A 25,176-nucleotide genomic window follows, 5' to 3' on the forward strand; every position below is an offset into this window, starting at 1 on the left:
ATGGCCGTTTAAGCAGCTTGGGTGGTGCTGGCAGGCTCGAGCTCATGCGGCGCAACCTTGGCGTCTGCGATGAACTGAGGGATTAATGAACCCACTACCATCGCTATCGCTGCGGCAAAGACACCGACCAGCTGCGGCGGGAAGTGCTCGGAAAAATCGCCCCACAGCGAGAAGAATGCCCACACGGCAATACCAAATACCACCGAAGCAACGGCGCCTTGGGTCGTGGCTTTTTTCCAATACAAACCAAACACCAAGGGCACAAAAGCGCCAACCAAAGGCACTTGGTAGGCCTCGGCCACCAATTCATAAATGGTTTTGCCTTCCATTGTGACCGCATAGACCAGCACCATCAAAGTAAAGACAGGCACTGAAATCCGCATCGCCCGCAGCGTTTGAGCATCGCTCATCTGCGGGTAGATGTTGCGCAGAATGTTCTCCACAAAGGTGGTCGATGGTGCCAGCAGGGTTGCCGACGTGGTCGAGGTAATCGCCGACAACAAGGCACCAAAAAATGCCACTTGCAAAATGAACGGCATGTGCTGCAGCACCAGCGTAGGCAACAAATACTGCGAGTCTTCAGCCAGAATGCGCAACGCCTGCTCTGGCATGATCAGCACGGCCGCTGTCACGATGAACATCGGCACAAAACCAAACAAGATGTAGAAAGTGCCGCCAATGATCGGACCGCGCGCTGCAGCATCTGCATTATTGGCTGCCATCACACGCTGGAACACGTCCTGCTGCGGAATCGAGCCCAGCATCATGGTGATCAACGAGGCAATAAAAAACATCCAGGCCTTGCCATCATCAAAGGCCGGGAACATTTTGAATTTACCCTCAACCGCCGCATATTCAATCACGCGCCCTGCACCGCCGGCCAGGTCAGCAGCAAACCAAGCAACGGCCAGCAAGCCCACAACGATCACAATCATCTGGATCGTGTCGGTCAGAGCCACCGACCACATGCCGCCATACATGGTGTAGACCAATACCACAGCGGTGCCGATATACATGCCGCTGCGAAAATCAATCGCGCCTTGTGAAAGCATGTTGAAAACCAGCCCCAGCGCAGTAATCTGCGCTGCCACCCAACCCAGATAGCTGAAGATAATAATCAGCGAGCAAACCACTTCAATTGTTTTGCCAAAACGCTGGCGGTAATAGTCCGCCAGCGTCAGCAGAGTCTTCTGGTAGAGCTTGCGGGCAAAGAACATGCCCACCAAGACTAGACACAAGCCAGCACCAAACGGATCTTTGACTACAGCGGCCAGACCGCCCTCGATGAACTCTGCCGAGACCCCAAGCACCAACTCCGAACCAAACCAGGTGGCAAACGTGACAATCGCCACCATGGAGACCGGCAAGTTCCGCCCCGCCAAAGCGTAGTCAGTGGCATTGTGCACCCGGCGCCCAGCCCATAAACCAATCGCGACAGACACTAAAAGATAAATAATGATGAAGGTGATCAGCATATGGAGCAATTCCCCAAGCGGTTGACAGCACAACCCTGAAGCAAGAAAAAGGCCGGATACCGCTTGGTGCACGCAAAAGCTTGCACAGCCTTGTATTCCGACCACCTTTAATCACTCTGCGCAAAGCACTAGTTTGCAGCTCGCAACCCGTTATTAGAACGCAGACCGCGCATTATCAGTAAATTTTTGACCGTTTTAAGCAAAAAACGCAAACCGCAGATACAGCTGCAGCACTAAAACACCGACGATGACCCCGATCGCACCGTAAATCAAAGTCTGCAAAAGCTTGTTGGTGCGCTTTTGCTCTGCAATCAAACGTTTGAGATCCAGGTCCTTGTCACGGCTGCCCTGCTCTAAAAAGTCTTTCACCAAGCGTGGCAAAGCAGGAAAGATCTGCGCATAGCGCGGCGCTTCGTTGCGCAGCTCCGCCCATAAACGTTTGGGGCCAACTTGATCGACCATCCACTTCTCAAGAAAGGGCTTGGCGGTGCTCCACAAATCCAACTCGGGATCCAACTGGCGACCCAAGCCCTCGATATTGAGCAAGGTTTTTTGGAGCAGCACCAACTGGGGTTGAATTTCCACCTGAAAACGGCGTGATGTCTGGAACAAGCGCATCAGCACAAAACCCAGCGAAATCTCTTTCAAGGGCCGGTCAAAATACGGTTCGCAGACCGTGCGGATCGCCGCTTCCAACTCAGCAACCCGCGTGTTCGCTGGCACCCAGCCGCTTTCCACATGCAACTCGGCAATGCGCTTGTAATCACGGCGGAAAAACGCCATGAAATTCTGCGCCAAATACTCTTTGTCGAAGTCCGTCAAGGAGCCAACGATGCCAAAATCCAGCGAGATATAACGCCCAAAACTGCGTGGATCGGTACTCACCAGGATATTGCCTGGGTGCATATCGCCATGGAAAAAGCCATCGCGGAACACCTGCGTGAAAAAGATCGTCACGCCATCACGGGCCAGGCGCGGCAAATCCACGCCTTGCTCACGCAACAACTCGACCTGGCTGATGGGCACCCCCTTCATGCGCTGCATCACCATCACCCTGGTGTGGCAAAAATCCCAGAAGATCTCGGGAATCAGCACCAAGTCGAGGCCTTCCATATTGCGGCGCAGCTGAGCGGCATTGGCGGCCTCGCGCATCAGGTCCAGCTCATCGTGCAAGTACATGTCAAACTCGCCAACCACTTCGCGAGGTTTGAGCCGCTTGCCGTCCGATGACAACTTCTCCAGCCAATTGGCCATCATGTGCATCAGCGCCAGGTCTTTTTCAATGACCTTGAGCATGCCTGGGCGCAGCACCTTTACCGCCACCTCATGGTGCTGGCCATGCTTGTCGGTCAAGGTGGCAAAGTGCACCTGGGCGATCGAAGCACTGGCTACTGGCGTGCGCTCAAACGTGGTGAAAATTTGCGCAAGCGGTTTGCCAAACTCTTTCTCAATGATGTCAACAGCCATCTGGCTGTCAAACGGCGGCACACGGTCTTGCAAAAACGCCAGCTCGTGCGCAATATCAGGCGGCAGCAAATCTCTGCGGGTAGAGAGCACCTGGCCAAATTTGATGAAAATCGGGCCCAAATGCTCCAGAGCTTCACGCAAACGCACGCCACGCGGCGCGCTCAGGTTACGCCCAAAAGTCAAAACACGCACAACAAACGCCACACTGGGATGGCGGAAGTTGGTCAAGACCATTTCATCCAAACCGTAGCGAAATACTGTCCAGAGAATCACCCAACCACGCAAAAACTTTGACATCGGCCCCGCTCCTTAACTTATGAAGCGCTGCGGCCAGGCGTGTCGGTCCTCGGAGCTGCTGCGGCATCGTCTGCTGCGCTGTCAGCATAAGCGCTTGTGCCTGCAGGCGCGTCAGTTGCCCGTGCGGCACTCAAGCCATCGACTTTGGCGACCGCACCTTGGGCAAAACGGCGCAGCTCTTGGGCCAGCTTGCTGCCCACTTGGCAGAGTTTATGGGCTGGTACATCGCCAATAATGCGGGCCAAATCGTCTTCCAAATCCCAGCGCACATTGTCAATGACCCAGTTGAGCTCACCGGCCAGCGCCACATCACCGGCGATGCGAATCGGCGGTTTGGTGCCGTTGACCGCACCTTTGAGCAACTGCGACACCGACGGCTCAGAGACTTCGAGCAGCAAGTCACTGCTGCTGTGGGCGCTGTCCAGATCAAGCAAGCCAGCCGGCGTAATGCGCACCTGGGCATTGAACTGGCGCCAGCTGATGTACACGCTCTTGCCTTGCTGCGTTTTCAAGCGCGCTTGCGCCTGGGGCTCTTGCTGCAAAACATGGTTGGCCAAAAGCACCATACGGCGTTGAATTTCCTCAACCAACCAAGGGGGCAAAGCCATGCTTTTGCCAAGACTGGAGGCGAGGTTGCTAAAAAATGAGAATGGGGACTGTGTTGCCATAGTCCCCATTGTCTCTGAATTTCAATCCTGCCCAAGATGAATGGGCTTGATAAGTGGTAGAGGCACCACGCCAGGCTGGCGCAATGCCACCCAAGTGCTTATTGCAAGGCTTGCAAACCGGCAACCAACCAGCCCGAGCCACCGTTGCGTGGCTTGGTCATGTTCCAGACTTCACGGAATGGTGCGGGACCAGCCATCGCATCTTCGCTGATCATGCCCGAGAACTCGACACTGGCCATATACACATCGTTGAGCTCTTCAATGCCCAGCAGCTTGGCATCCAAAGTGATCACGGCCGTGTGGTTTGGACGTCCGCTATTGGCAGCATCGCGCTCGGCAAGTTGCTGGCGAATTTCCACCAGCATCTCATCGGTCATCATTGCGCGCAGCGAGGTCAGGTCGCTATCGTCCCAGGCTTTTTGCAAACTCACAAAATTGCGTTTGGCTGCCGTCAAGAAACCTTCGGTATCAAAGCCTTGTGGCACACCCCAGCTTTGCGTGCCGCTCAGCGCAGAGCCGATCATCGAGCCGCCGGCCTGGTCGAATGGGCGCGCTGATGAGTCGTTGCCGACATTCATCGGGCTATAGCCTTGGGCCGAGCGGTTGGTCGCATTGTTGTTGCCGCCCATCGCACTGAATGGGTTGGCATTGCCAGCTTTGCCACCAGCAAATGCCCCTTGGGTCGCATTGCGGTTACGTGAGCGCATGATGAAGCCAATCACCGTCATCGCCACCAGGCCCAGCAAGAGCAGCATCAAAATATTGCCAAACTCTTCACCCAGACCCAGGGAGCTGGCCAACCAGGCCAGACCCAAACCAGCAGCCAGACCACCCAACATGCCCATCATCGGGCTGCGTGGACGCGCTTGGGCATTGGCTGCAGGATTATTGGCCGCAGCTGGTGGCGTGGCTTGACGCTGTTGTGTTACGTTGCTGGACTGGCGACCTACTGAGCCGCCACCGCCCATGCGGCGAGCTTCCGCATCAATGTGAACAAACATCAAGCTCACAAGAAACAAGGCCGCAAAGAACGAGCCTAGCTTTTTCATCGTTAGTGTCATTGTCTCTCTCCTTAGAGTCTTAAAAACAAGGCGCATCTGGCGCATAAACAGTGCTGTGTCATCAGGGGGTTGACAACAGATGCCGCTATTGTTTCAAAATACAAATACCCATTGTTTTTTTCAGGGTTGACACAGCGCTAAGTCGCGCGGCTCTAAGAGCCTGATCAAAATCTTCCAACGCAAAAAACCAGCCACAATCGTTTGAAACCGAGGGCGGCACATAGTGCAAAACACATCATCAACGCCTTCAAACTGGAAACAAGCCTGGCACTGCCTGGCACAAGGGCCATACGCATTGCGTTACGCACAGGCCTCGCTATAGCGCATCGCAGACATACAATTGTCGATTTAACGCTCCTACAGTGTCCACCACACAGCGGCGCTGGGGCGATTCAGTGAAGAGAGACAAAGTGCATTCGAAAGACGCTTCAGCCCAGGCTATGCCTTGGATACCCCAGGCGCCCGACAGCAAAACGCTGCGTATCAGCCGCATTCTGCAAACCACGCAGCTGGTCACGGGTTTGATTTTCATCCCCATCTTGTTTTTGCTTTGCCGTCGACTGCCAGTGCATGTGGGCTGGGAAAACGGGTTCTTTGAAGTGCTTCAAAATGTGGTGCTTGGCGTGGGCATGCTGGCTTCGCTGCTAATGGCGGTTCTCAGGCGCCAGCATGTGCAGCGCAATTTCTGGCTGGGCATCAGCTTGGTGTGGCTATTGATGCTGGGGCGTGAGCTGTCCTGGGGTGCGGTCTTTTTAACGCCTGCGGGCTTTGGCCCCATCAGTGGGCCGTACTTCAGCTCGCAGTTGCTGCCATACCGCCCAGCGATTGCCGCCATCGGCTTTGGCATCCTGGCCATCGCATTGCTGTTGATCGCACTGGCCAAGCCATTGGGCTTGCTGCGCTGCGCTTGGCAGCGCATTGCCTTGCTGCCTTGGGCCTATGGCCTGTGCATGCTGATCAGCGCGGCAATAGGCACGGCGGCCGAAGGCAAGCTTGGCAGTTTTGGCCATGACTGGAGCAACGCCCAAGTGGTTGAAGAAGGCTTTGAGCTGCTGGCCTATTACTTTTTGCTGCGCGCACAAATCTGGAGTTTCACACGCTGGCTCAAGCCCTGAACTAGGGCTTGTTTTCAGCCGATTGCACCGCCCCCTCTTTGGCCTGCTGGACAAACACCACGGGCAGCACCAACTGCGCTTGCGCGCCCGGGCCGTCTGTGCGGTTGGCCAGGCTGACTTCACCCTGATGGATGCGCATCACCTCACGCACAAAGGCCAGACCCAAGCCCGTGCTTTTTTGTCCGGTCTCTGGTCTGGGCAAAGAATAAAAACGCTCAAACAAATGACCCAGCGCATAGTCTGGCACGCCTGCGCCTTCATCGCGGATACGGATGATTTGGCGCATGCCCGCAGCGGGCGACTGCTCCAGCGCAATCTCAATCTGCACCGTGCTGCTGGTGGGCGAGAAGTCCAGCGCGTTATCCAGCAAGTTGCCCAGCGCTTGCTGCAGCAAGAACGGGTCGCCCTGCACAGCCGCATGCTGGGCTTGGGGCTGCACTAGTACACGCACAGCAATCGACCGGCCTTGGGCACGGCTGGCGCGTGATGCCACAACCGACTCCACCCAGGCTTGTGTGCCCAACACACTGGCCGAGGCCGGTTGCTGCAATTGCTCGACGCGCGCCAGCACCAAAAGTCGATCAATCACCAATTGCAAGCGCTGGGTCTGCTCCAAAATGGTGTCAACAAATTCCAGTTGCACAGCCTCGGGCGCGCCTGGCAGCAACTCTGCACTGGCACGAATGGCCGTCAACGGGCTTTTCATCTCGTGTGTAAGGCTTTGCACATACTGCTCAACATACTGCTTGCCTTCGAGTTTTTCGCGCATATTCTCCAGCGCCCAGGCCAGCTCCGTCAGTTGCCTGCCACCCGAGGTGGGCAATTGCGCGGGCTCGCCATCTGCCACCTTGCGGGCGTAATTGCGCAACTGGTTGACCGAGTGGCTCAGCCACACGGTAAACAGCAAACCAATCGCACCCGAGGCCAGCAACAAAATCAGGCCCAACTCGCGCACCCGCTGGCGGGCATTATTGGCATAGCGCAGCACTGTGCGGGTCGGCTTGCCCAGCGACAGCACACCAATCACCTGGCCAGAATAGAGAATGGGTGCGGCGACAAACATCACCGAGCTGTTTTCATCGTCGGCAATATCGCGGGTGCTGCGCGCGCCGTATTCACCGCGCAGCGCCAGATACACATCGCGCCAGCGGCTGTAGTCCTTGCCAACGTCCTGGAACTCGGAGTCGAACACAACAATGCCTTTGGCATCGGTGATGTAGAGCCGCAAATCGACACTGTCTTTGAGGTTGCCGTGGATACTGGCCGCCAAGGGCCTCACTTTGGCGCTGCTGACCGCACGCAGCAAATCACCTTGTGCCAGCGAGCCATAAGCCAATTGCGGCGCAATGATCTCTGCGAGCAAATTCGCACTGTCGACCAATGCGTCTTCCGCGCCTTGGCGCACACCGGGCTCTACCTCGCGCGAGAAAAAACTCAAAATAAACCATGCAGCCAAGCCGACGATTAAAAAATACCCGACGAACAGCCGAATTGCAAAGCTCATAGACGGATGCTGTAGCCCATGCCGCGATGGGTTTCAATCGGATCGAGCGCCACTGCCGCTGCAGCCTCGACGCTGCGCAGCTTGCCGCGCAGCGTTTTGATATGGGCATCCACCGTGCGCTCCAAGCTCTCCTCAGCGTCAGTCCAAACCTGCTCCATCAACTGGCTGCGGCTGAAAACGCGCCCAGGCCGTGCCAGTAAAGTGGCCAAGAGCCGGTATTCATAGCGAGTCAGGCTCAGCCATTGGCCATGGAACGCAATGCGCAAGCCCTCTTTATCGTGCGTGAACGGCGCTTGCTGCACAGCCTTCGCGGTGGTGCTGAACAAGGCCTCGCTGGCGGGCTGCAGCGTTGGCTGCTCTTTGGCACTGCGTTTGTTGGTGCGCCGCAAAATCGCACGCACGCGCGATGCCACCTCGCGCGGGCTGAATGGTTTGGAGACATAGTCATCTGCGCCAATTTCCAGCCCAACAATGCGGTCAACCTCATCGCTGCGGGCGGTCAAGAACAGCACCGGCACATCGGATTGCCTGCGAATCGTGCGGCATAAATCAAAGCCACTGATATCGGGCAGACCGACATCAAGCACCACCAGCGCAAACACAGGAGCAGCAGCACTGGCCTGCAGGTCTTGCTGCAAAGCAGCCAGGGCCGCTTGACCTAGCGACTCCCACTGCGTCTCAAAGCCCTCGGCCTTGAGTGCATAGGCAAGGGTTTGCGCAATTGCAGGCTCGTCCTCAACGATCAGTATTCGCTCACTCATAGACACTCGATGGCAGCGGCCCAAACGCACACCAGTAGCCCGCGGCGCGGTCCGCCCCGGAATTTAAAAGAAAGAATAAAAACAGCGAAACGGGACTTTGCGCTCGGCCCAAAAATCTGCTGCATCGCGGAAGATATCCAGCAGCTGCTCACGCATTTCCTTGTCAAACTTGACGCTGATCGGAATGTGTTCCAGCACCAGCAAAAAGCCCGGCTGCTGACCCGCTTTCAAAATGGTGCTGGTCAAGCAGTCGTAGAGCGCATCCAGGTTGCGGCCAAAATAGGTCGACAGCAAGAACTGGTTGGATATTTCCTCAAGAATGCGTTGTTTGGTTGTCGCTTCTTCCAGCTCTGCATACAGAAAATGCTGCCCCCACAACTGCGCTACCGCCTGCAAGTCGGCTGGACTGAATGCCCTGATCGACTGCACCATATTTGGGCGCACAGTTTGTTCGATGCGTGCAGCCAACTCCGGCACCGTTTCGCCCAACTCAAACGTGGGGGGCAGGGATGGCAACAATGTATCGTCAGGGTCTCGCATAAATATAGGCTGCTAATGAACGGGCGCACGCACAGTCCACAGATGGACTGGCAGTAATGCCCGCCTGATTGTGTTGTTGGACATTGTGTCTGAGAATCCCACTTCGATGTGAAATATGCAAGTGAAGTTCCGGGTTAGTCATAGCCATCCGGTGGAGCCGAGCGATCCATTGTGCCCCGGCCATCACAGAAAGCTGGCCTAGCGCAGGCAACATTTGCATTGTTTGTCAATTGCGGGCCCACAAGGCGGCCAAGCAAACACCCATGCCAGCCCTTGAACACACGCCCTGCAAAACCCTTGCTGCTGGAATGGGGCGGTATCGAGCTGGGCTGCGAGACGTCGCCAGCCAAACATTGCAAAGATTTGGCATTTTCGCGCTCGTGTCATGATGTTGTCAAAATAACTCCATAGTGTGACGGCCTGTTACATTCTCTACAGCCCAACACCTATGTCCCGCCATTTGATGCCAGCCGCCGTTCTGGCGTTTTCAGCTGCAGCCACGCCTGCAGCCTATGCCCAAACAACGCCCTCGCTGGTGGTGGATTTCGTGTCCATCATGAGTCCGGTATCTGCTGCGCCCGTGCCACTGGGTCCGCTGGCCTTGCTTTTAAGTGTGCTGGCCATTGGCTTGGCCGTGTTGCTGGGCAAACGCAAAGGTCCCAGCCATTGGCTGAGCCTGCCCGTACTGGCGGCTGTGGTCGGTCTCGGCTTAAGCCAACCTGACAGCACACAAGCAGAAATGGTGCAGCGCACACTGGACTTGCAAGCCAGCCCAGCCAGCCTCGCATTGAATACCCAGATCAGTGAACGTTTACTCGTGCGCAACACGACCGGCCAGGCGCTGCGCATCACCAGCCTGGGCCTGAAAGACGGCACAGACACCATGCGCTTGTTCACCCCCAACGACACCAATGAGGCAGTGGCCTGCAAAAGCGGACTGGTCTTGACAGCCAATCAAGCCTGTGCAATTGAAGTGGTGGTGTCAGAGAATTTTGTACTGCAGGCCGGCAGCTTCCTCCAAGTCAAACTGCGTGACCTGCACCCAACGCAGCCTGCAGTCGGCTACGACCAGATTTACTACCACTTGGCCCGCAAACAGCCAGACCTGAACCGTTTCGCAGAGGGCACAACCAACTACACGCGTCAGATAGAGCGCACAGAACTCAAGCGCGCGCAAGACTACTGCGAAGACACTGGCCGCAACAGTGCAACCGACTATGTCGCTCGCTCAGTGTCTTTGATCAATGGCACTGGGTTTTCCTGCACCGTGAGCGAAGCCAATGTCGACGCCAGCAAACTGAAAACCGTGGTGGTCGGCCCGAACGGCCAGCTTTACCTGACCGATGGCCACCACACCTTCACCACCCTGTGGGAGCTCAAAGATGGCGGACCAGATCTGCCTGTGTTTGTGCGCGTCGCAGCCAACTTCAGTGACAACCCCGACCTCAGCAGCTTCTGGAGCCAAATGCAGGCCAATAACTACGTGTGGTTGCGCGATGCAAATGGCGCAACCATCACGCCTGCGCAATTGCCCACCAGCCTGGGCTTGGCTACTCTGGCCGATGACCCGTACCGCTCCTTGGTCTACTTAACCCGTGACATGGGCTATAAAAACTCCGGCGTGCCCGAGTTTGCCGAGTTTTACTGGGGCATGTGGCTGCGCGGTCAAGGCCTGGACGTGAACGACTACGACTTGCGCGACCTCACGCCAGCAGGCGTGGTGGTGGTCAGCCCAAACCATGAAATCGCCGACACCGGCAGCACCACCAGCTACGTCGCCGCCGTGCGCGATGCCGCCTTGTTGATGCGCCAACTCACACCAGGCGCAGAGATTGCTCCAGGCCTGACCGGCACCCAGTTTGGCCAGAACACCAGCGCCATGACGCAAAACAACTGGGACACCTTGCTTCAAGAAGAAGTCTGGCAAGACGACGCACGCGAATCCGACAACCGCTACCGCAATGGGGGCAAAGCCTGGTATGCCACCGGCTATCGCTTATGCGGTGCGCCTGCTGACAATGCCGATTGCTGGCAAACAAACATGATCGTGGACCACACTGCCACGCAATAACACCCCCAATAACACCCCCGTCTCGATGCGCAAACACCCTGCCCGCATGCTTTGCTGGCAGGGTGTTTTATTGTCCAACGTACACGCAGAGGCCGCCTTGGTGGGCGTTGGTTTGAGCCAACCTTCTGGCATCCACGCCAAGCCAGCGCGCGCGTTCGCTCTAGATCGCAGCCGTTCCCTGCGCACAAGCCCCAACACAAGCACGTTTCCAGAACAGAATCCATTCCACGCACTGGGGTCAACAGCCAATTCTGCGCTGGGCGCTGGCCTCGATAGAGTGATCTCAAAGATCCATACTCTTGAACAAACCCCATTGATGCCAACCGCATACAGCACTGAGGAGTGCGCCAGCAAGCATCGGAGCCACGCTCTCTTGGTGCCTCATGGGACCGGTTGATCGCACCAGCGATCAGACAACGGTAAAAAAAGACACTCCAATGCTGTCCCTATAATCAGTCTGCACCACCGCTCAGCCCGCTGATGCCTGTAGCCCACAGGTTCTGAGCCCCGTTTCTGCGCCGGAGGCACTATGGCACGCATTCCCTTGAACACGGTCTCTGAAACCATGTTGTGGACACTGCACAACCGTGCCTGTGAATCGGTACGCGAGGATGCATTTTTCCATGACCCGCATGCAGAGCGCATTTACCAAGCGATTGACTACCCGTTTCAGCGGCATTTTGGCCCACCTGACTCCTCGCATGCGGCCAGGGCGCTGGTATTTGACCAGGTGATGTCTGCATGGCTGGCCCAGCATCCGAACGCTTGGGTTGTCGAGCTGGCCTGCGGGCTGGAGACACAATGCCTGCGCCTGGACAATGGTTGCGTCAACTGGCTCTGTGTCGACCTGCCCCAAGCCATGGACTTTCGCGAGCAATACATCCAGCCGACCGAGCGCCTGCGCCATTGGCGGGGCGATGCGCGTGATACCGCCTGGCTCGATGAAATTCCGTTCAACGCCCCGCTGTTTGTCAGCGCCCAAGGCATGCTGATGTATTTCACAGAAGCCGAGGTGAGGGCCTTGCTGCAAACCATTGCCGCCCGCTTCCCACAAGCGCACATCATGTTTGACACGGTGCCGGCCTGGACGGTGGCGGCCACACAAAGCCCGACCGGCCTCTGGAAAACCGGGCATTACCGCATCCCAGCGATGCACTGGGGCGTCAGCGGCAACCATGCGCCGTTTTTGCTCAAACAATGGCTAGGCCAAGCCACGCAGGTGCGCTGGCTGCCCTACCCGTATTACCGCGCTTTGCCCGCCTGGTATTTCAGCTGGATCAAAGCCTGGCCCTGGGCCCATGACCTGATGCCGGGCATGCTGCACGTAGCCTTAGAGAACGCAATAGCGGAGTCTTAAGAACCGATGCAAAGCGTGCAGACAGGTGGACAATTGCGCGCTTTGGCTGCAAAAAACAGCGCCAAGGCGCATAATTTCGCCCTATGACACAGAAACAGCGCATCGTAGTAGGTTTGAGTGGCGGCGTCGACTCCGCCGTCAGTGCTTGGCTTTTGAAACAGGCCGGGCACGAGGTCGTGGGCATCTTCATGAAGAACTGGGAAGATGACGACGACAGCGAGTTTTGCTCCAGCCGCCAGGACTTTCTGGATGCAGCAGCCGTGGCCGATGTGATCGGCATTGAGATTGAGCACGTCAATTTCGCCGCTGAATACAAAGACCGCGTGTTCGCCGAGTTTCTGCGCGAATACCAGGCTGGCCGCACGCCCAACCCCGATGTGCTGTGCAATGCCGAGATCAAGTTCAAAGCCTTTTTGGACCATGCAATGCGCTTGGGCGCCGAGCGCATCGCCACTGGCCACTATGCGCGCGCGCGCCTGAATACAGCAACCGGCCTGCATGAATTGCTCAAAGGCCTGGACCCGAGCAAAGACCAAAGCTATTTTCTGCACCGCCTGTCGCAGGCGCAGCTGTCAAAAACGCTGTTCCCGGTCGGTGAGATCCACAAAACCGAAGTGCGCCGCATTGCTGAAGAAATCGGTCTGCCCAATGCCAAGAAAAAAGACTCCACGGGCATTTGCTTTATTGGCGAGCGGCCATTCAGAGATTTCCTCAATCGCTATATCGCCCACCAACCCGGCGCCATTGTCGACGAACAAGGCCGAAAGATTGGCAACCACGTTGGGCTGTCGTTCTATACCTTGGGCCAACGCCAAGGCCTGGGCATTGGCGGCGTCAAAACCAAGGGGGAGCCACGCGGCGGTGGCGAACACCAGCCCTGGTTTGTTGCGGTTAAAGACTTGCCGCGCAACACCTTGCAAGTCGTGCAAGGCCATGACCACCCTGCCTTGCTGTCACCCACGCTCAATGCTGGCCAAGCGAGCTGGATTGCCGGTCACGCCCCAGCCGCTGGCCAATACGGTGCCAAAACCCGCTACCGCCAAAGCGATTCGGCCTGCACGCTGACAGCGTCTGCGGGCGATAGTGCACGTTTTGACTTGTCGTTTGAGCAGCCACAATGGGCCGTCACGCCCGGTCAGTCGGCTGTGCTGTACGACGGCGATGTGTGCTTGGGCGGCGGCATCATTGAACATGCTGCACCCATGGCGACTTTGGCTGCGCCACTGCCGCCAAGCCATAAAAAGCCAGCCAAGAAGAGCCGTAGCCCAGCAGCGCATTAAGCCAGCTGCTCTTGCGCCAGCTGCAGCCATTGCTGCGCCGCTGGCGATAACTGGCGGTTGCGCGGCCAAGCCAGCGTCAACTGCCACACCGTGCCTTCGGCCGGCACCAAAGGCACAAAGCGGATTTGGGCCTGCTGGCGGTTGGGCACCATGACCTCAGGCAAAAACGCCACGCCATAACCGGCTGCCACCAAGGCCACGACAAAGTCAATCTGGCCGCTGTGGGTGGCTTCTTGCGGCTCAAAGCCCTGCAAACGGCACGCATGCTGCAATTGCGCATTCAAGGCAAAACCTGCTTCAAAAAAGATAAACGGCGTATCGGCCAATTCGGCCAATGCAATTTCGCTGCGATGGGCCAGCGGATGGTCCAAGGCCACGACTGCCATCAAGCGGCTTTGGAACACGAACTGCGTCTGCAAAGCCTCAGACACCGGCAGCAGGGTAGCGGCCAGCTCAATCTCGCCAGCAAGCAGCAATTGCTCCAAATGGCGGCTGCCATGCTCTTCCAGGTGGATCTCAATGTTCGGAAAACGCTTGCGGTAAGTCACAAACAGCGGCGCAAACAAATTGGCACTGCCAATTGGCGGCAAACCCAGCCGCAGCACACCACGCTGCAAACCCTGTAACTGGTCCAACTCGTTTTGCATGCGTTGCAAATCATCGAGCACACTGTGCGCATGGGCCAGCACAATCTCACCCGCGGCCGTTGGCTTGATCGGCGTGACTTGGCGTTCTAACAACACCACGCCCAGCTCTTGTTCGAGTTGCTGGACCGCCTTGCTGACCGTTGACTGGGTCGCATGCGTGAGCTGGGCCGCTGCGGTAAAGCTGCCAGTGCGCACGACTTGCACCAGCATCTCGAGTAAACGGGTACGCATGATTTTTTTGAATTCCAAAATTGAATAGATATTATGAATAATATTCCTTTTGAGAATTACAAGCAAAGGCGTATCGTTGTGCAATGCAACAAATTTCCCTAGCCTCCAGTCGCCAAACCGTGCAGCACTGGATCTCCAACGCCAAAGAATTTTGCCAGCTTCGCCCCTGCGAGATGGCGCAAGCCATTGGCCGCTCAACCTGGTTTCAAATCGGCCTGTTGATTGGCATTTGGTGGCTGGCCGCGCAATTGGCCGCTGGCTTAGGTGTGCCGCAGCTGGGCAATGTGTTCGGCATGGCCGGCCTGTGGCTGCTGCTGGTCAACAACCGCATTCATCTCAAACGCGTGCAAGCGGGTGCTCACTGGCTGATCAAGCACATGTTGCTGTTTTTTATTCCCGCTGTGCTGGTCGTGCTCGACCACCAGGAGTTGCTAGGCTGGGTTGGCGTGAAGCTGTTTGCCATCATTGTGTTGGGCACTTTGACCGTGATGGCCTGCACCGCCCTGAGCATTGAATGGTATTTGCGCCTGGTGCGCCATCGCAAAGCCATGCAACGCCTGCGCCACCGCCAATTGCGCCATAGCAGCACAGAGGCCTGAATATGCTGAGTCACATCCTCTTGTGGTCGGGCCTGACGCTGGCCGTCTATGCCATCGCACGCCACTACTATTTGAAAACCAAGCGCTGGTATTGCTCGCCACTGCTGGTGTCGCCACTGGTCTTGATGGTGATCATGCTGAGTCTGCATGTCAGCTACCGCGACTACCTGCAAGCCACGCACTGGCTGCTGCTGATGCTGGGGCCGGTCACCGTCGCTTTTGCCGTGCCGATTTACGAACACCGCGCCTTGCTGCGCAAATACTGGGCCGTGATGGTCCTAGGCGCGTTTGTCGGCAGCGTGGTTTCGCTGCTGACAGCATGGCTGCTGGCCCGCGAACTGGACTTGCCGCCCTCCTTGCAGCTGAGCCTGATGCCCCGCTCGGTCACAACACCGTTTGCTGTGACCGTCTCGGACAAGCTCGGCGGCCTGCCTGATCTGACCTCGGCTTTTGTCATCATCACCGGTCTGTGCGGCGCAGCCTTGGGCAATGGCTTGCTGCGCTATTTGCGCCTGAACTCAGGCATTGCCAAAGGTGCCTCATTTGGCATGGGTGCACACGGTGCTGGCGTAGCCCGAGCCCAAGAGCTGGGTCAGGAAGAAGGCACGGTCGCCGGTTTGGTGATGATCCTCGCAGGACTGATGAATCTGGCTCTGCTGCCCATTGTCCAAGCGGCGCTGCAAGCGGCCGCTTAGAGCCACGAACACCACCACAGGCGAGCGCGTCGCAGCTCGCTACCACCTGCCAATGCACCATGCCAGCAGCGCACAATTGCCCCCGCATGGCCCTTGGTTGCTGCAAGGCCTTTAAGGGCCGACTCCTCTATTTATGCAGGCCGCGCAAGGCACCGACGGTGGTGGATAGACAACGAGCGCCATAGCAACTTGAACGAACCACAGCCTTTGCCCCAGGTACGGCCTGGCAAGCTATGCGGCACGGCAATCGCAGCTTGCGGTTGCATGCCAAAGAAGCCATGCAACGCTGCTACAACCAAGCTCTACAACGGCGTATCCAGACCGCGTTAGCGGCCCTTAATGAACATCCCTTCTGCCCGAATACGGCCAGCAGTGGGATCACTGAATCTGAAGCTGGGGAATTCACCATTGCTATGCGGATGCAGCAAATCGTTGACACAAATGTAAAATTCGTGATTAAATGAAATATAAATCACTAATTATTGGATGCAAATGTACAAATATTTATGCTTACTGCCGCTCTCCTTGTGTATTACTGCAGGAGCTTGGGCGGACACAGTCACGGGAACACTCACTGTTTATGACAAAGAGATTCTTACATGGAAATCCGATGACCTAAAATATGCAGATGGAACCTCATACAGTCAAAATCCTCAGTATTTAGTATGCATGGACAAAACATCGCCAGGTTACGGGAATGGTGGCACATTTAGCTTTGAGGGGAAAGCAGACATTAACGTTTTTTTAGGGTCACCAAACCCAGGAGAAGCTGGCATTGCCGCTATGCATTGGCTTTTCGATAATTATTATGAAAATTACAATGACTTAAATGTCCACTATCTAAAAAGGCGGGCTTTTCAATACGCTGTTTGGGAGCTGGGAAATGATTACAATGGGGATATTAATAGTATCGATGCAAACAATGGAAATGTAAAAGCTAGCGGCACTGATGAAATCACCTATTATGGCCAACTTTTTCACGATACGACTAAAGAAATTCATGCAGCTATGCATCAGTCGCTTGTTGGTTTACCTACAAGCTATCGCTCGAAAAAATATGATATTAGTTTCTTGAAGACAACTGATCAACCGCACCAGTCCTTAGTCGCATTCAATGTAAAAAACACCCCGCCCTTACCTCCAACAACAACTCCTGTTCCAACACTTGGAGAATGGTCTGTTATCTCATTAACGCTAGGGGTAGGGTTATTCGGATTTATCAGATTGCGCAAAAAACACCAATCTTAAAAGGTAATGCGCAGCAGTATTGAACCGTATAAACGGTAGCCAACCGCACGAGCCATTCAGTAACTATCGCATCACGGCAAGAGTTTGGGCGAAATCAAAAAAGCATCCGCCCACCCAAAGATAGCACATATAGTTACAAAATGGCCTTGCCACTGGGCCTAGAACGAGAAATTTTTGATGGGCTTGTCGCTTCGATGAAGCGCAAGCCTCCACGGGCAAAGTGCCCAGCCTACTGACACATGCGCTCAACGAGCAATTTGCTGGGCAGCATGGCGCGACGATGGCCTGCTAATCATGGTTGAACTGGGACTTGGCTGGCATCGCGCATCAATAGCACTATCGCTGCGCGACACACCTGGCACAGCAGGCCACTGACTCAATCAAGCTTGATGCCCACGCGTTGGATGACCTCGCCCCATTTGGCCCGCTCAGCTTGGCTGTATTCGAGCATTTGCGCAGCGGTACTAGGGGTGAGCTCCAAGCCCATTGAAATCAATTTTTCCTGAACCTCTGGGCTGTTGAGCGTATCCACCAGCGCGGTGTTGAGTTGATCCACAATCGCTTGCGGTGTTTTGGCTGGCACAGCCACGCCTTGCCAAGCATACGCCTCAAAACCATCCAGGCCTTGCTCTTGCAAAGTAGCAATGCTCTCAAAATTCTTCACGCGCTGCGCGCTGGCCACGCCAATCGGTTTGAGCCGGCCGGTATTGATGAACTGCTGGCCAATGGCTGTGTCCACAAACATGAACGGCACTTGACCGCCCACCACGTCTTGCACTGCAGGCGCCGCGCCGCGGTAAGGCACATGGGTCAATGTCAGGCCCGCCTGCAAACGCAGCAATTCCGTGGCCAAATGGTGCGGACTGCCCGCGCCTGGTGAGGCGAAGTTGGCCCCATCCTGGGTTTTGGCCCAAGCCAAAAACTCCTCCCAGTTACCAGCCGGCACCTTGGGATTGACCACCAGAATCAAAGGAAAACGCGCGCTCAATCCGACTGGAGCCAGATCCTTTTGGGCGTCGTAAGACAGCTTGGTGTAGAGAAAAGGATTGGCGGCCAAGGTCGCCGTATCGGCCGACAACAGCGTGTAGCCATCCGGCTTGGCTCTGGCAGTGTAATCTGCGCCAATATTGGTAGCTGCGCCGGGTTTGTTGCTCACGATAATGGGTTGCGCCAAACTCTGGCTCATGGCTTCGGCCAAAGTACGTGCAACCACGTCCGTGCCACCGCCAGCGGGATACGGCACAACCCATTCAATGGGTTTAGACGGGTAGGTTTGTGCCATCAGCACGGTGCTGCTCAAAGCCATGCAGGCTGCGCTGAGCAGCAATGCTGCGCGTCGGGTGATCTGGGTCATTGCTGTTCTCCTCAATTCAATTGATTGGTTGCTTGGACTCATAGCTGCGAGCACCTTATCGAGCAGGCCGCCACTCTATGAATCCCAACTATGGCTTGAGTACAAACTGAATGCCGCGTTCCCAGTAAATACCCTGAAGTTGCCCTGTCCCATAAAAAAAGCCGCCCACTGTAACCAGAGGGCAGCTTGTTTGTGTCAGCGCGCAGCGGCTGTATTAGGCAATCGATGCTTGGTAGATCGACTCAATCGATGCGTCCAGCGCTTGGTTGAACTCTGCATCGCTTTGCTTGGCCGATAAACCTTCGGTCAAAGCACGGCTGAAACTGGCGATCACGCCTTTGTTTTTGGCCAGTTTGATGTTGGCTTGCTCGCGGCTATAGCCACCCGACAAGGCCACAACTTTTAACACGCTGGGGTGAGCGACCAGTTCGTCAAAATAGCCATCGACCTCTGGCAGAGTCAACTTCAGAATTACGGGGGTGGCTGGATTGACTTTGTCCAGGCGCGCCAGCAAACCTTTTTTCAATTCAACTTCGATGGCTTCTTTGTCAGCGGCCTTGATGTCCACTTCTGGCTCAATGATAGGCACCAGACCGGCGTCCAGTACCTGCTGACCGAGTTCAAACTGCTGGTCCAGCACTGCAGCAATGCCGGCTGCATTATTGGCTTTGATGACAGAGCGCTCTTTGGTGCCAAACACACCTTTGGCTTTGGCACGGGCCAGCAAATCGGCCAGGCCTGGGATAGGCTTCATCAACTGCACGCCATTGGCCTCGTCGTGCAGGCCTTTGTCGATTTTCAGGAAAGGCACAACGCCTTTGTCGTCCCACAGATACTGGGCTGCACTTTTGCCGTTGAATTCACGCTCCAAAGTCATCTCAAACAGGATCGCACCCAACACGCGCTTGCCATCAAACGCAGGGCTGCTGACGATGCGCGTGCGCATCTGGTGCACCAGGTCAAACATTTGCGCATCGCCGCTGTACTCATTTTCTTCAATGCCATACAGCTTCAACGCTTTAGGGGTGCTGCCACCGCTTTGGTCCAAAGCGGCAATAAAACCTTGGCCGCTGGCAATGCGTTGGTGTTGTTCGGACGTGGACATGGTGCTGCCTCCTTGCAGATAAAACAAAAAACGAATGGTAAAAGAAGGTTCGCAAACTGCTTTTTGTGTGCAGATATCGCCTATGTATGCAGGGGTGCGGCACAAAGATCAATTCATAACGCATAACGCGCAATGCGTACAAAAATATGCCAGAGGATCAACCTCTGGCAAGCAGTGCATCTGACCCACCGGGCCAGCTAAGTTGCTATTTTAACGGGCAATCTCAGCGCTAACCTGCATATCCAGCACATAGACATAGCCTGATGCATCTGCTGGCGGGTTCTTGCGCTCATAACGGTTGACGCGCAAGACCGTGCGCAGCGAAGGGTCGTGTTTAAAGCCCTCTATCTCGTCATAGAACAATTCCCATGGGCCTGCACCCTGGCGCAGACCGTTTTCATCGAACGAGACGCGCCGCACCTCCAAACACTGGCGCGTGCGCACACCGTCATTGCAGCTGCGGGTATTAGGTGCCACTTCCAGAAAAATCTGCTCGGCGGCGCTGCCAAAACGTGTCTCATTGGTTGGCACGCCTTTGAACGACCATTGGCTGCCATTGGCAAAGGTCAATACCAAGCGTGGCGCAGCCGCGTTGCCACTGAGCTGCCAGGTCTTGACGCTTTCCAGCTCGGAGGCCATACGGTCTTCCAAACCCATCAAACGGCTATCCTCACACGCCATCATCGTGCGAAAGCCCGACTTGAAGCTGATGTTTTGGCCAGTGGTGCTGTAGGCGGCGTTCACGGCATTGCACAGGCCGCGCACAGACACTGTCTGCTCTTTGCCATGAAACGTCCATTGCACAGGCGCCTTCAGTGCCGCTTTGCCACTGTCATACCAGGCTTGGTCAGCGCCGCTGACGGCTTCAAGCTGCCAGTGGTAGGCCTGCAAAGTGCTTGCATCATTCATAGCGATTGCTGATGTACTTGTGTTGCTGACCGATTGGTCTTGCCGACCGTCGGCAGGCGTATTGCCATTGTTGCTGGCGCAGGCCGCCAAAGCACTGCAACAAGCCACGGTCAGTATCGTCTTCCATCCATAACGCATAGCATTCCTTTCGTCATTATTACTTGATTCATGTTCAACTGGGTGGTGCTCACACGCACATCACCGGAGAGTGCCTCTGGTAGGCCTGTTCAATGTAGGCCGGTCAGGTGATCAGATCCATCAGATTACTATGTGCAGCCAAAAGTGCAGGCCTGCGATCCGCCTAGAAATAATTTTTAACAATGGCGCGGTGTTGGCTGCCACCATGCACACCGCTCGCCCACCCTATTGTGTGGCTTTACAAGCCAATCGTAAACACGTTCCGGTGCCAGGATGGATTCAACCGAGCAGACGTCAAGGATAATCAGGCCTATGATGGCGCTGTGTGCACGCATGCACATGGGCCTTTGGAGCGTTTGCACTCAACCACTTCGTGCGCAAGCACTCCCATCCTTACCTTTGAATTGTCTGTTGTTAGGGTCAGCCGTGTCCGATATTTTGGAAAAAATCATTGCCGTCAAGCATGAGGAAATTGCCGCAGCGCAAAGAAAAATACCGCTTACTGCCATTCGCGCCGATGCAGAAAGCCGCATTCTGACGCGCGATTTCGCTGGCGCGCTGCGCAACAAAATCGCCAAAGGCCAGGCCGCGGTGATTGCCGAAGTCAAGAAAGCCAGCCCCAGCAAAGGTTTACTGCGCCAAGAATTTTTCCCCTCCGATATCGCCCAAAGCTATGCCGAAGGTGATGGCAAGACATCGGCAGCATGCCTGTCCGTTTTGACTGACAAGCAATTCTTCCAAGGCAGTATCGATTATCTCAAGCAGGCTCGCGCCAGTGTCGACCTGCCGGTATTGCGCAAAGACTTTATGGTCGCGCCCTACCATATCTATGAATCGCGCGCGATGGGCGCCGATGCCGTTTTACTGATTGTTGCAGCACTGGACGATGGCTTGATGGCCGAGATGGAAGCCATTGCCACATCTTTGGACATGGCGGTCTTGATTGAAGTGCACGACCAGGCAGAACTGGACCGTGCGCTGCGCCACCTCAAATCCCCTCTGCTAGGTATCAACAACCGCAACCTGAGAACGTTTGAAACTTCGCTGAACACCACGTTGAGCTTGAAAAAGAATATTCCAGCCGATCGCCTGCTGATCACCGAATCAGGCATTGGTACGCAGCAGGATGTGCAAACGATGCGTGATGCTGGTGTACATGCATTTTTGGTTGGTGAAACATTCATGCGTGCGCCTGAGCCAGGCTTGGCGCTGGCTGATTTATTTGGACCTGTTGATCAAGCTTAACGGCCATCTTGATCGAGACGCCTGCACCAGCTGTTACAAGGCTGCATATTTCTCACTGCGCGGAGCTTATGGACAGGCTCCGAGGGCAGCGCGTCGTACTGGTTCAGATCGGCTTGCCAAGCGTGGCCTTTGCCGATATGCGCACTGCCATAGACCATAAAAAAGTGTCCTGTAGCATGCACTGAGGCCAACTGCCTCAAACGCACCTACAGGACACTTGATTCGGTGAACACCACCGCTAGCTATAGCTTAGCCCTAGCGAACTCACCGCTACACGCCATCGCCCAAGGCTCACTCACCCACTGCAATAGTGTTGTTTTGCATGGCTTCAACCGCTTGGGCATGCACTTCTGCACGAGTGGTTTGACTGGCTTGAGGATTGATCACAACACGGTTATTTTTAGCGTCGCTGAACGTATTGTTGGCAATGGCTTCACGTGCCTGGGCTTGCACATCAGCACGGTTCACTGTACCAGTATTGGCATCAGAAAAATTAGCGAACGTTGGCTGTTCTCCAGACCATGGTTGTGCCGCTTGAGCCGAGACACCTACCAATGCAGTCATAGAAACTGCGACCACTGCCAAAACTTTATTAAACGATTTCATAGTATTACCTTTCAATGGCACCGTAATGTTGCATCGTCCACCACACACATTTCCGGTGCCTGAGCTGGTGGTGGTTGGTATCGTTTGATCGATGACTACAATGTACTATTCCAAAAACAATAGATAAATACCTAAAATTAATCCAAATAGTCTCGAAAATAGAAACAATCAAAGAGAACGCATACCAAATAGTTCGGGGTTAATCTCCGACTTTGATACGGTTGTTTTGCATTGCATCAACAGCCTCAGCATGCACTTGCGTGCGGGTAGTCTGAGTCGCTTGAGGATTGATCACCACCCGGTTGTCTTTTGCGTCGCTGAATGAATTGTTCGCAATGGCTTGACGTGCCTGGGCTTGGACATCAGCACGGTTCACTGAGCCGGTATTGGCGTAAGAAAAATCTTCAAACCTCGGCTGCTCACCAGACCAAGGTTGTGCAGTCTGGGCAGAAACGCCCACCAGTGCAGTCATAGAAACTGCCACCACTGCCAAAACTTTATTAAATGATTTCATAGTATTACCTTTCATTGGCACCGTGATGTCTCGCCATCCACCAAGCCGGCGCCTGGGTTGGTGCTATTGGCTATCGAGAATCGATAACTCAATGCACTTTTACAATCAACATGCACACCACAAGCGGGCTCAAGCGCGCTCAACCAATGAGACGCTCAAAGCCACCTTGCATGCAGTCGTTAAGGCTCATTCACCCACGGCGATGCTGTTGTTTTGCATTGCCTCAACCGCTTGTGCATGCACTTGTGCACGAGATGCCTCACTGGCTTGTGGATTGACCACCACACGGTTATCTTTTGCGTCGCTGAACGTATTGTTGGCAATCGCTTGGCGCGCCTGGGCTTGGACGTCAGCGCGGTTGACTGCACCAGTGTTGGCATCAGAAAAATCACCAAACCTTGGCTGATCACCGGTCCAAGGCTGTGCTGCTTGGGCCGAGACACCGGCCAATGTGCTCATAGAAACTGCCACCACGGCCAAAATTTTATTAAACGATTTCATAGTATTACCTTTTAATGGCACCGCGATATAGCATCATCCACCACACAATAATCCGGTGCCTAAGTTGGTGGTGGTGGTTGGTATCGTTGATCGACAACCAGAATTTACGGTCTCAAATAAATAGACAAATATCAAAACAACTTGAGTTGATCTCAGAATCAAAACAGTCAAACGAAGCCTTTCAACAGCCCCGCTCAATCGGCAAGATGCAAGCGACCTGCGCAGAAAAGAGCGAGCATTGCGCATTCCATGGTTCCGAGAGGCCTTTGCCTGAAAAGTTCACCCCAATCACAAGCGTAATTGTCACGAATTCTCTAGGCGATCGCTCGCTTTATCCAGCCACAATTGCAAACTATTGATAATGTCGCGCTGACTGAAAGAACAGCTCTCCTCAGTAAACAGCGCGCCTGCCTCCAAACGGTTGAGCAAATCCTGCAAGACCTGGTCAAACTGTGGCGGTAAACTCTGAAGCAGCGCCGTTTGCGCCCGCGCCCATTCACTCAAATGGCTGGCACTGAGCTGACCCTGCCGAAGTTGGCTGAGCTGCTGTTGCATGGTTGCAATGGATTCTGCAGGGGCGAGGTGATGCGGTGCTTGAACATGGGCATTGGGAAATAGCATACAAATTCCTGTAATGGGCGGCAAATCACACAAGTGTAGGGTCTTACTTCAGTGCGTCAATACAAGGGCTCTTTGCAGGCTTGAGTCGGTGGATCTAGACAAGGCTTTGCCAATCTAGCGCAACTGCTCATCCAGACTGGATCTGCTCAAACGCTTGATTGCCCATGCATTTCTTTGTAGGCGCTGTCCAAACCATTTGTGCTCGTTTGAGCACACTGCATTGCCTTGGGCAGGCTGCTTCGCTGCCATTTTCCGCCCATTGAGAGCAGTCTATGGCATTCAAAAAATGCCTGGTTAGCCCATCCCATTACCGCGCGCATCCTAGCAACCAACGTTTTGCACAAGCTCACTAGGGCGAACCCCATGTAAAACCGCTTCGGAAAGGCTTGCCAAACCCATGCCAGGACATAAAATAGCACGATCGTTCTATTTAAAACAACCCATGCTTGACCACGCCCCCGAGTCATCTGCTGTCGTGCCAGACAAAGTCAGCCTGCCCAATAAAAGGCAGCAAACCCGCCATGCCATCCTCAATGCCGCGATGCGTTTGGTTGCCCAAGTAGGCTTGGAAGGCCTCTCAATTGGTGGCTTGGCAGACGAGGCCGGCATGAGCAAATCGGGCGTTTTTGCGCACTTTGGTTCACGCGAGGAATTGCAAATTGCGGTAGTGGCGCACTACCACCAAAACTTTCAAGACGAAGTGTTTTGGCCTGCATTGAAAGAGCCACGCGGCTTGCCACGCCTGGAGCGCATGGTGCGGCTGTGGATGCAGCGCATCGCCTCAACCGCCGACTCGGGCATTTTCATCAGCGGCGCCGTCGACTTTGACGACCGCCCAGGCCCAGTGCGCGATGCACTCAAACAATCCGTGCGCACCTGGATGAGCGCAGTGCAACGCGCAGTCTCACAAAGCCAAGCGGAAGGGCAGTTGCGCCGTGATATTGAGGCCCAACAAATGGTATTTGAAATCCACGGCCTGATTCTGGTCTTGCATTACGACAAACGCTTTCTACAAAGTCCCAAAGCACATGCGTACGCAGAAGCCGCATTGCAACGCTTATTGGACGCCTACACCACCAAAGCGCCCTAGGCGCTGGGATAGCCAATTTCGCCTTTGACCGCTAACTGACCAACAAACTGCCTTGGCAGCCATATAACCACCTAGGA

General features: G+C 55.1%; 25 protein-coding genes. 10 read left to right on the top strand and 15 right to left on the bottom strand.

Going from position 1 to position 25,176, the window contains the following annotated elements; genetic code table 11:
* Positions 1-8: 8 nt before the first annotated feature.
* The 4 genes from E8K88_RS04505 to E8K88_RS04520 form a co-directional block, all read right to left on the bottom strand.
* Positions 9-1,475: a high affinity choline transporter 1 gene (locus tag E8K88_RS04505; protein WP_136405456.1), complete on the bottom strand. Its 1,467-nt coding sequence runs from the start codon at positions 1,473-1,475 to the stop codon at positions 9-11.
* Positions 1,476-1,670: 195 nt separating this feature from the next.
* Positions 1,671-3,239, bottom strand: a complete 1,569-nt coding sequence (gene ubiB / locus E8K88_RS04510; protein WP_136405457.1) for a ubiquinone biosynthesis regulatory protein kinase UbiB — start codon at positions 3,237-3,239, stop codon at positions 1,671-1,673.
* Between the two features lie 17 nt (positions 3,240-3,256).
* Complete coding sequence (locus tag E8K88_RS04515) at positions 3,257-3,847, bottom strand: hypothetical protein (protein WP_205880021.1); 591 nt, start codon at positions 3,845-3,847, stop codon at positions 3,257-3,259.
* Positions 3,848-4,005: 158 nt separating this feature from the next.
* Positions 4,006-4,956 carry a Tim44 domain-containing protein gene (locus tag E8K88_RS04520; RefSeq protein WP_136405536.1) on the bottom strand — a complete coding sequence of 317 codons (951 nt, stop codon included), beginning with the start codon at positions 4,954-4,956 and terminating at the stop codon, positions 4,006-4,008.
* A gap of 452 nt (positions 4,957-5,408) precedes the next feature.
* Between E8K88_RS04520 and E8K88_RS04525 the strand changes: the two genes are divergently transcribed.
* Entirely contained in the window at positions 5,409-6,083 is a 675-nt protein-coding gene (locus tag E8K88_RS04525; RefSeq protein ID WP_136405458.1) for a hypothetical protein, read from the top strand.
* Position 6,084: 1 nt separating this feature from the next.
* On the opposite strand, the gene creC is transcribed toward E8K88_RS04525, so the two are convergent.
* From creC to E8K88_RS04540, 3 genes are all read right to left on the bottom strand, one after another.
* On the bottom strand, positions 6,085-7,587 hold the full coding sequence (gene creC / locus E8K88_RS04530; RefSeq protein WP_136405459.1) for a two-component system sensor histidine kinase CreC: 1,503 nt from the start codon (positions 7,585-7,587) through the stop codon (positions 6,085-6,087).
* Complete coding sequence (creB, locus tag E8K88_RS04535; RefSeq protein ID WP_136405460.1) at positions 7,584-8,348, bottom strand: two-component system response regulator CreB; 765 nt, start codon at positions 8,346-8,348, stop codon at positions 7,584-7,586. The genes creC and creB overlap by 4 nt, the downstream gene beginning before the upstream one ends.
* Before the next feature lie 63 nt (positions 8,349-8,411).
* The gene (locus tag E8K88_RS04540; protein ID WP_240754327.1) at positions 8,412-8,780 is read right to left on the bottom strand and encodes a barstar family protein; all 369 of its coding nucleotides are present in this window, start codon (positions 8,778-8,780) and stop codon (positions 8,412-8,414) included.
* Positions 8,781-9,336: 556 nt separating this feature from the next.
* On the opposite strand from E8K88_RS04540, the gene E8K88_RS04545 reads away from it, so the two are divergent.
* From E8K88_RS04545 to mnmA, 3 genes are all read left to right on the top strand, one after another.
* Positions 9,337-10,959: a midcut-by-XrtH protein gene (locus tag E8K88_RS04545; RefSeq protein ID WP_136405462.1), complete on the top strand. Its 1,623-nt coding sequence runs from the start codon at positions 9,337-9,339 to the stop codon at positions 10,957-10,959.
* A 529-nt stretch (positions 10,960-11,488) separates the two neighbouring features.
* Positions 11,489-12,316 carry a class I SAM-dependent methyltransferase gene (locus E8K88_RS04550; protein ID WP_136405463.1) on the top strand — a complete coding sequence of 276 codons (828 nt, stop codon included), beginning with the start codon at positions 11,489-11,491 and terminating at the stop codon, positions 12,314-12,316.
* A gap of 83 nt (positions 12,317-12,399) precedes the next feature.
* On the top strand, positions 12,400-13,596 hold the full coding sequence (gene mnmA, locus E8K88_RS04555) for a tRNA 2-thiouridine(34) synthase MnmA (RefSeq protein ID WP_136405464.1): 1,197 nt from the start codon (positions 12,400-12,402) through the stop codon (positions 13,594-13,596).
* Here mnmA and E8K88_RS04560 read toward each other — a convergent pair.
* Positions 13,593-14,474, bottom strand: coding sequence for a LysR family transcriptional regulator (locus E8K88_RS04560; protein WP_136405465.1), 882 nt, complete (start codon positions 14,472-14,474; stop codon positions 13,593-13,595). The two genes, mnmA and E8K88_RS04560, sit on opposite strands and share 4 nt — an antisense overlap.
* Positions 14,475-14,557: 83 nt before the next feature.
* Between E8K88_RS04560 and E8K88_RS04565 the strand changes: the two genes are divergently transcribed.
* The 4 genes from E8K88_RS04565 (at position 14,558) to E8K88_RS04580 (ending at position 17,016) form a co-directional block, all read left to right on the top strand.
* Positions 14,558-15,073 carry a CidA/LrgA family protein gene (locus tag E8K88_RS04565; RefSeq protein WP_136405466.1) on the top strand — a complete coding sequence of 172 codons (516 nt, stop codon included), beginning with the start codon at positions 14,558-14,560 and terminating at the stop codon, positions 15,071-15,073.
* Between the two features lie 2 nt (positions 15,074-15,075).
* Positions 15,076-15,768 carry an LrgB family protein gene (locus E8K88_RS04570; protein WP_136405467.1) on the top strand — a complete coding sequence of 231 codons (693 nt, stop codon included), beginning with the start codon at positions 15,076-15,078 and terminating at the stop codon, positions 15,766-15,768.
* A 233-nt stretch (positions 15,769-16,001) separates the two neighbouring features.
* Positions 16,002-16,232 (top strand): hypothetical protein, encoded by a 231-nt coding sequence (locus E8K88_RS04575; RefSeq protein ID WP_136405468.1) that lies wholly within the window; start codon positions 16,002-16,004, stop codon positions 16,230-16,232.
* A gap of 28 nt (positions 16,233-16,260) precedes the next feature.
* Positions 16,261-17,016, top strand: a complete 756-nt coding sequence (locus E8K88_RS04580) for an IPTL-CTERM sorting domain-containing protein (protein WP_168797245.1) — start codon at positions 16,261-16,263, stop codon at positions 17,014-17,016.
* A 376-nt stretch (positions 17,017-17,392) separates the two neighbouring features.
* Here the strand turns inward: E8K88_RS04580 and E8K88_RS04585 are convergent, their stop codons facing one another.
* The 3 genes from E8K88_RS04585 to E8K88_RS04595 all read right to left on the bottom strand — a co-directional run bounded on the left by E8K88_RS04585 (position 17,393) and on the right by E8K88_RS04595 (position 20,384).
* Positions 17,393-18,370, bottom strand: a complete 978-nt coding sequence (locus E8K88_RS04585) for a Bug family tripartite tricarboxylate transporter substrate binding protein (RefSeq protein WP_136405470.1) — start codon at positions 18,368-18,370, stop codon at positions 17,393-17,395.
* Positions 18,371-18,584: 214 nt separating this feature from the next.
* On the bottom strand, positions 18,585-19,475 hold the full coding sequence (locus E8K88_RS04590; RefSeq protein WP_136405471.1) for a fructose bisphosphate aldolase: 891 nt from the start codon (positions 19,473-19,475) through the stop codon (positions 18,585-18,587).
* A gap of 210 nt (positions 19,476-19,685) precedes the next feature.
* Entirely contained in the window at positions 19,686-20,384 is a 699-nt protein-coding gene (locus E8K88_RS04595; RefSeq protein WP_168797246.1) for an META and DUF4377 domain-containing protein, read from the bottom strand.
* A gap of 564 nt (positions 20,385-20,948) precedes the next feature.
* On the opposite strand from E8K88_RS04595, the gene trpC reads away from it, so the two are divergent.
* On the top strand, positions 20,949-21,767 hold the full coding sequence (gene trpC / locus E8K88_RS04600) for an indole-3-glycerol phosphate synthase TrpC (RefSeq protein ID WP_136405473.1): 819 nt from the start codon (positions 20,949-20,951) through the stop codon (positions 21,765-21,767).
* A gap of 291 nt (positions 21,768-22,058) precedes the next feature.
* Here the strand turns inward: trpC and E8K88_RS04605 are convergent, their stop codons facing one another.
* The 4 genes from E8K88_RS04605 to E8K88_RS04620 all read right to left on the bottom strand — a co-directional run bounded on the left by E8K88_RS04605 (position 22,059) and on the right by E8K88_RS04620 (position 24,042).
* A complete protein-coding gene (locus E8K88_RS04605; RefSeq protein ID WP_136405474.1) occupies positions 22,059-22,394 on the bottom strand; it encodes a hypothetical protein in 336 nt (111 codons plus the stop codon).
* Between the two features lie 178 nt (positions 22,395-22,572).
* A complete protein-coding gene (locus E8K88_RS04610; RefSeq protein WP_136405475.1) occupies positions 22,573-22,902 on the bottom strand; it encodes a hypothetical protein in 330 nt (109 codons plus the stop codon).
* 171 nt (positions 22,903-23,073) lie between these two features.
* Positions 23,074-23,388 (bottom strand): hypothetical protein, encoded by a 315-nt coding sequence (locus E8K88_RS04615; RefSeq protein WP_136405476.1) that lies wholly within the window; start codon positions 23,386-23,388, stop codon positions 23,074-23,076.
* Between the two features lie 303 nt (positions 23,389-23,691).
* Positions 23,692-24,042 (bottom strand): hypothetical protein, encoded by a 351-nt coding sequence (locus tag E8K88_RS04620; protein ID WP_338092865.1) that lies wholly within the window; start codon positions 24,040-24,042, stop codon positions 23,692-23,694.
* 409 nt (positions 24,043-24,451) lie between these two features.
* On the opposite strand from E8K88_RS04620, the gene E8K88_RS04625 reads away from it, so the two are divergent.
* Entirely contained in the window at positions 24,452-25,099 is a 648-nt protein-coding gene (locus E8K88_RS04625) for a TetR/AcrR family transcriptional regulator (RefSeq protein ID WP_205880022.1), read from the top strand.
* Positions 25,100-25,176: the final 77 nt, after the last annotated feature.

The organism is Lampropedia aestuarii (genome assembly GCF_004803635.1).
Lineage (GTDB): Bacteria > Pseudomonadota > Gammaproteobacteria > Burkholderiales > Burkholderiaceae_C > Lampropedia > Lampropedia aestuarii.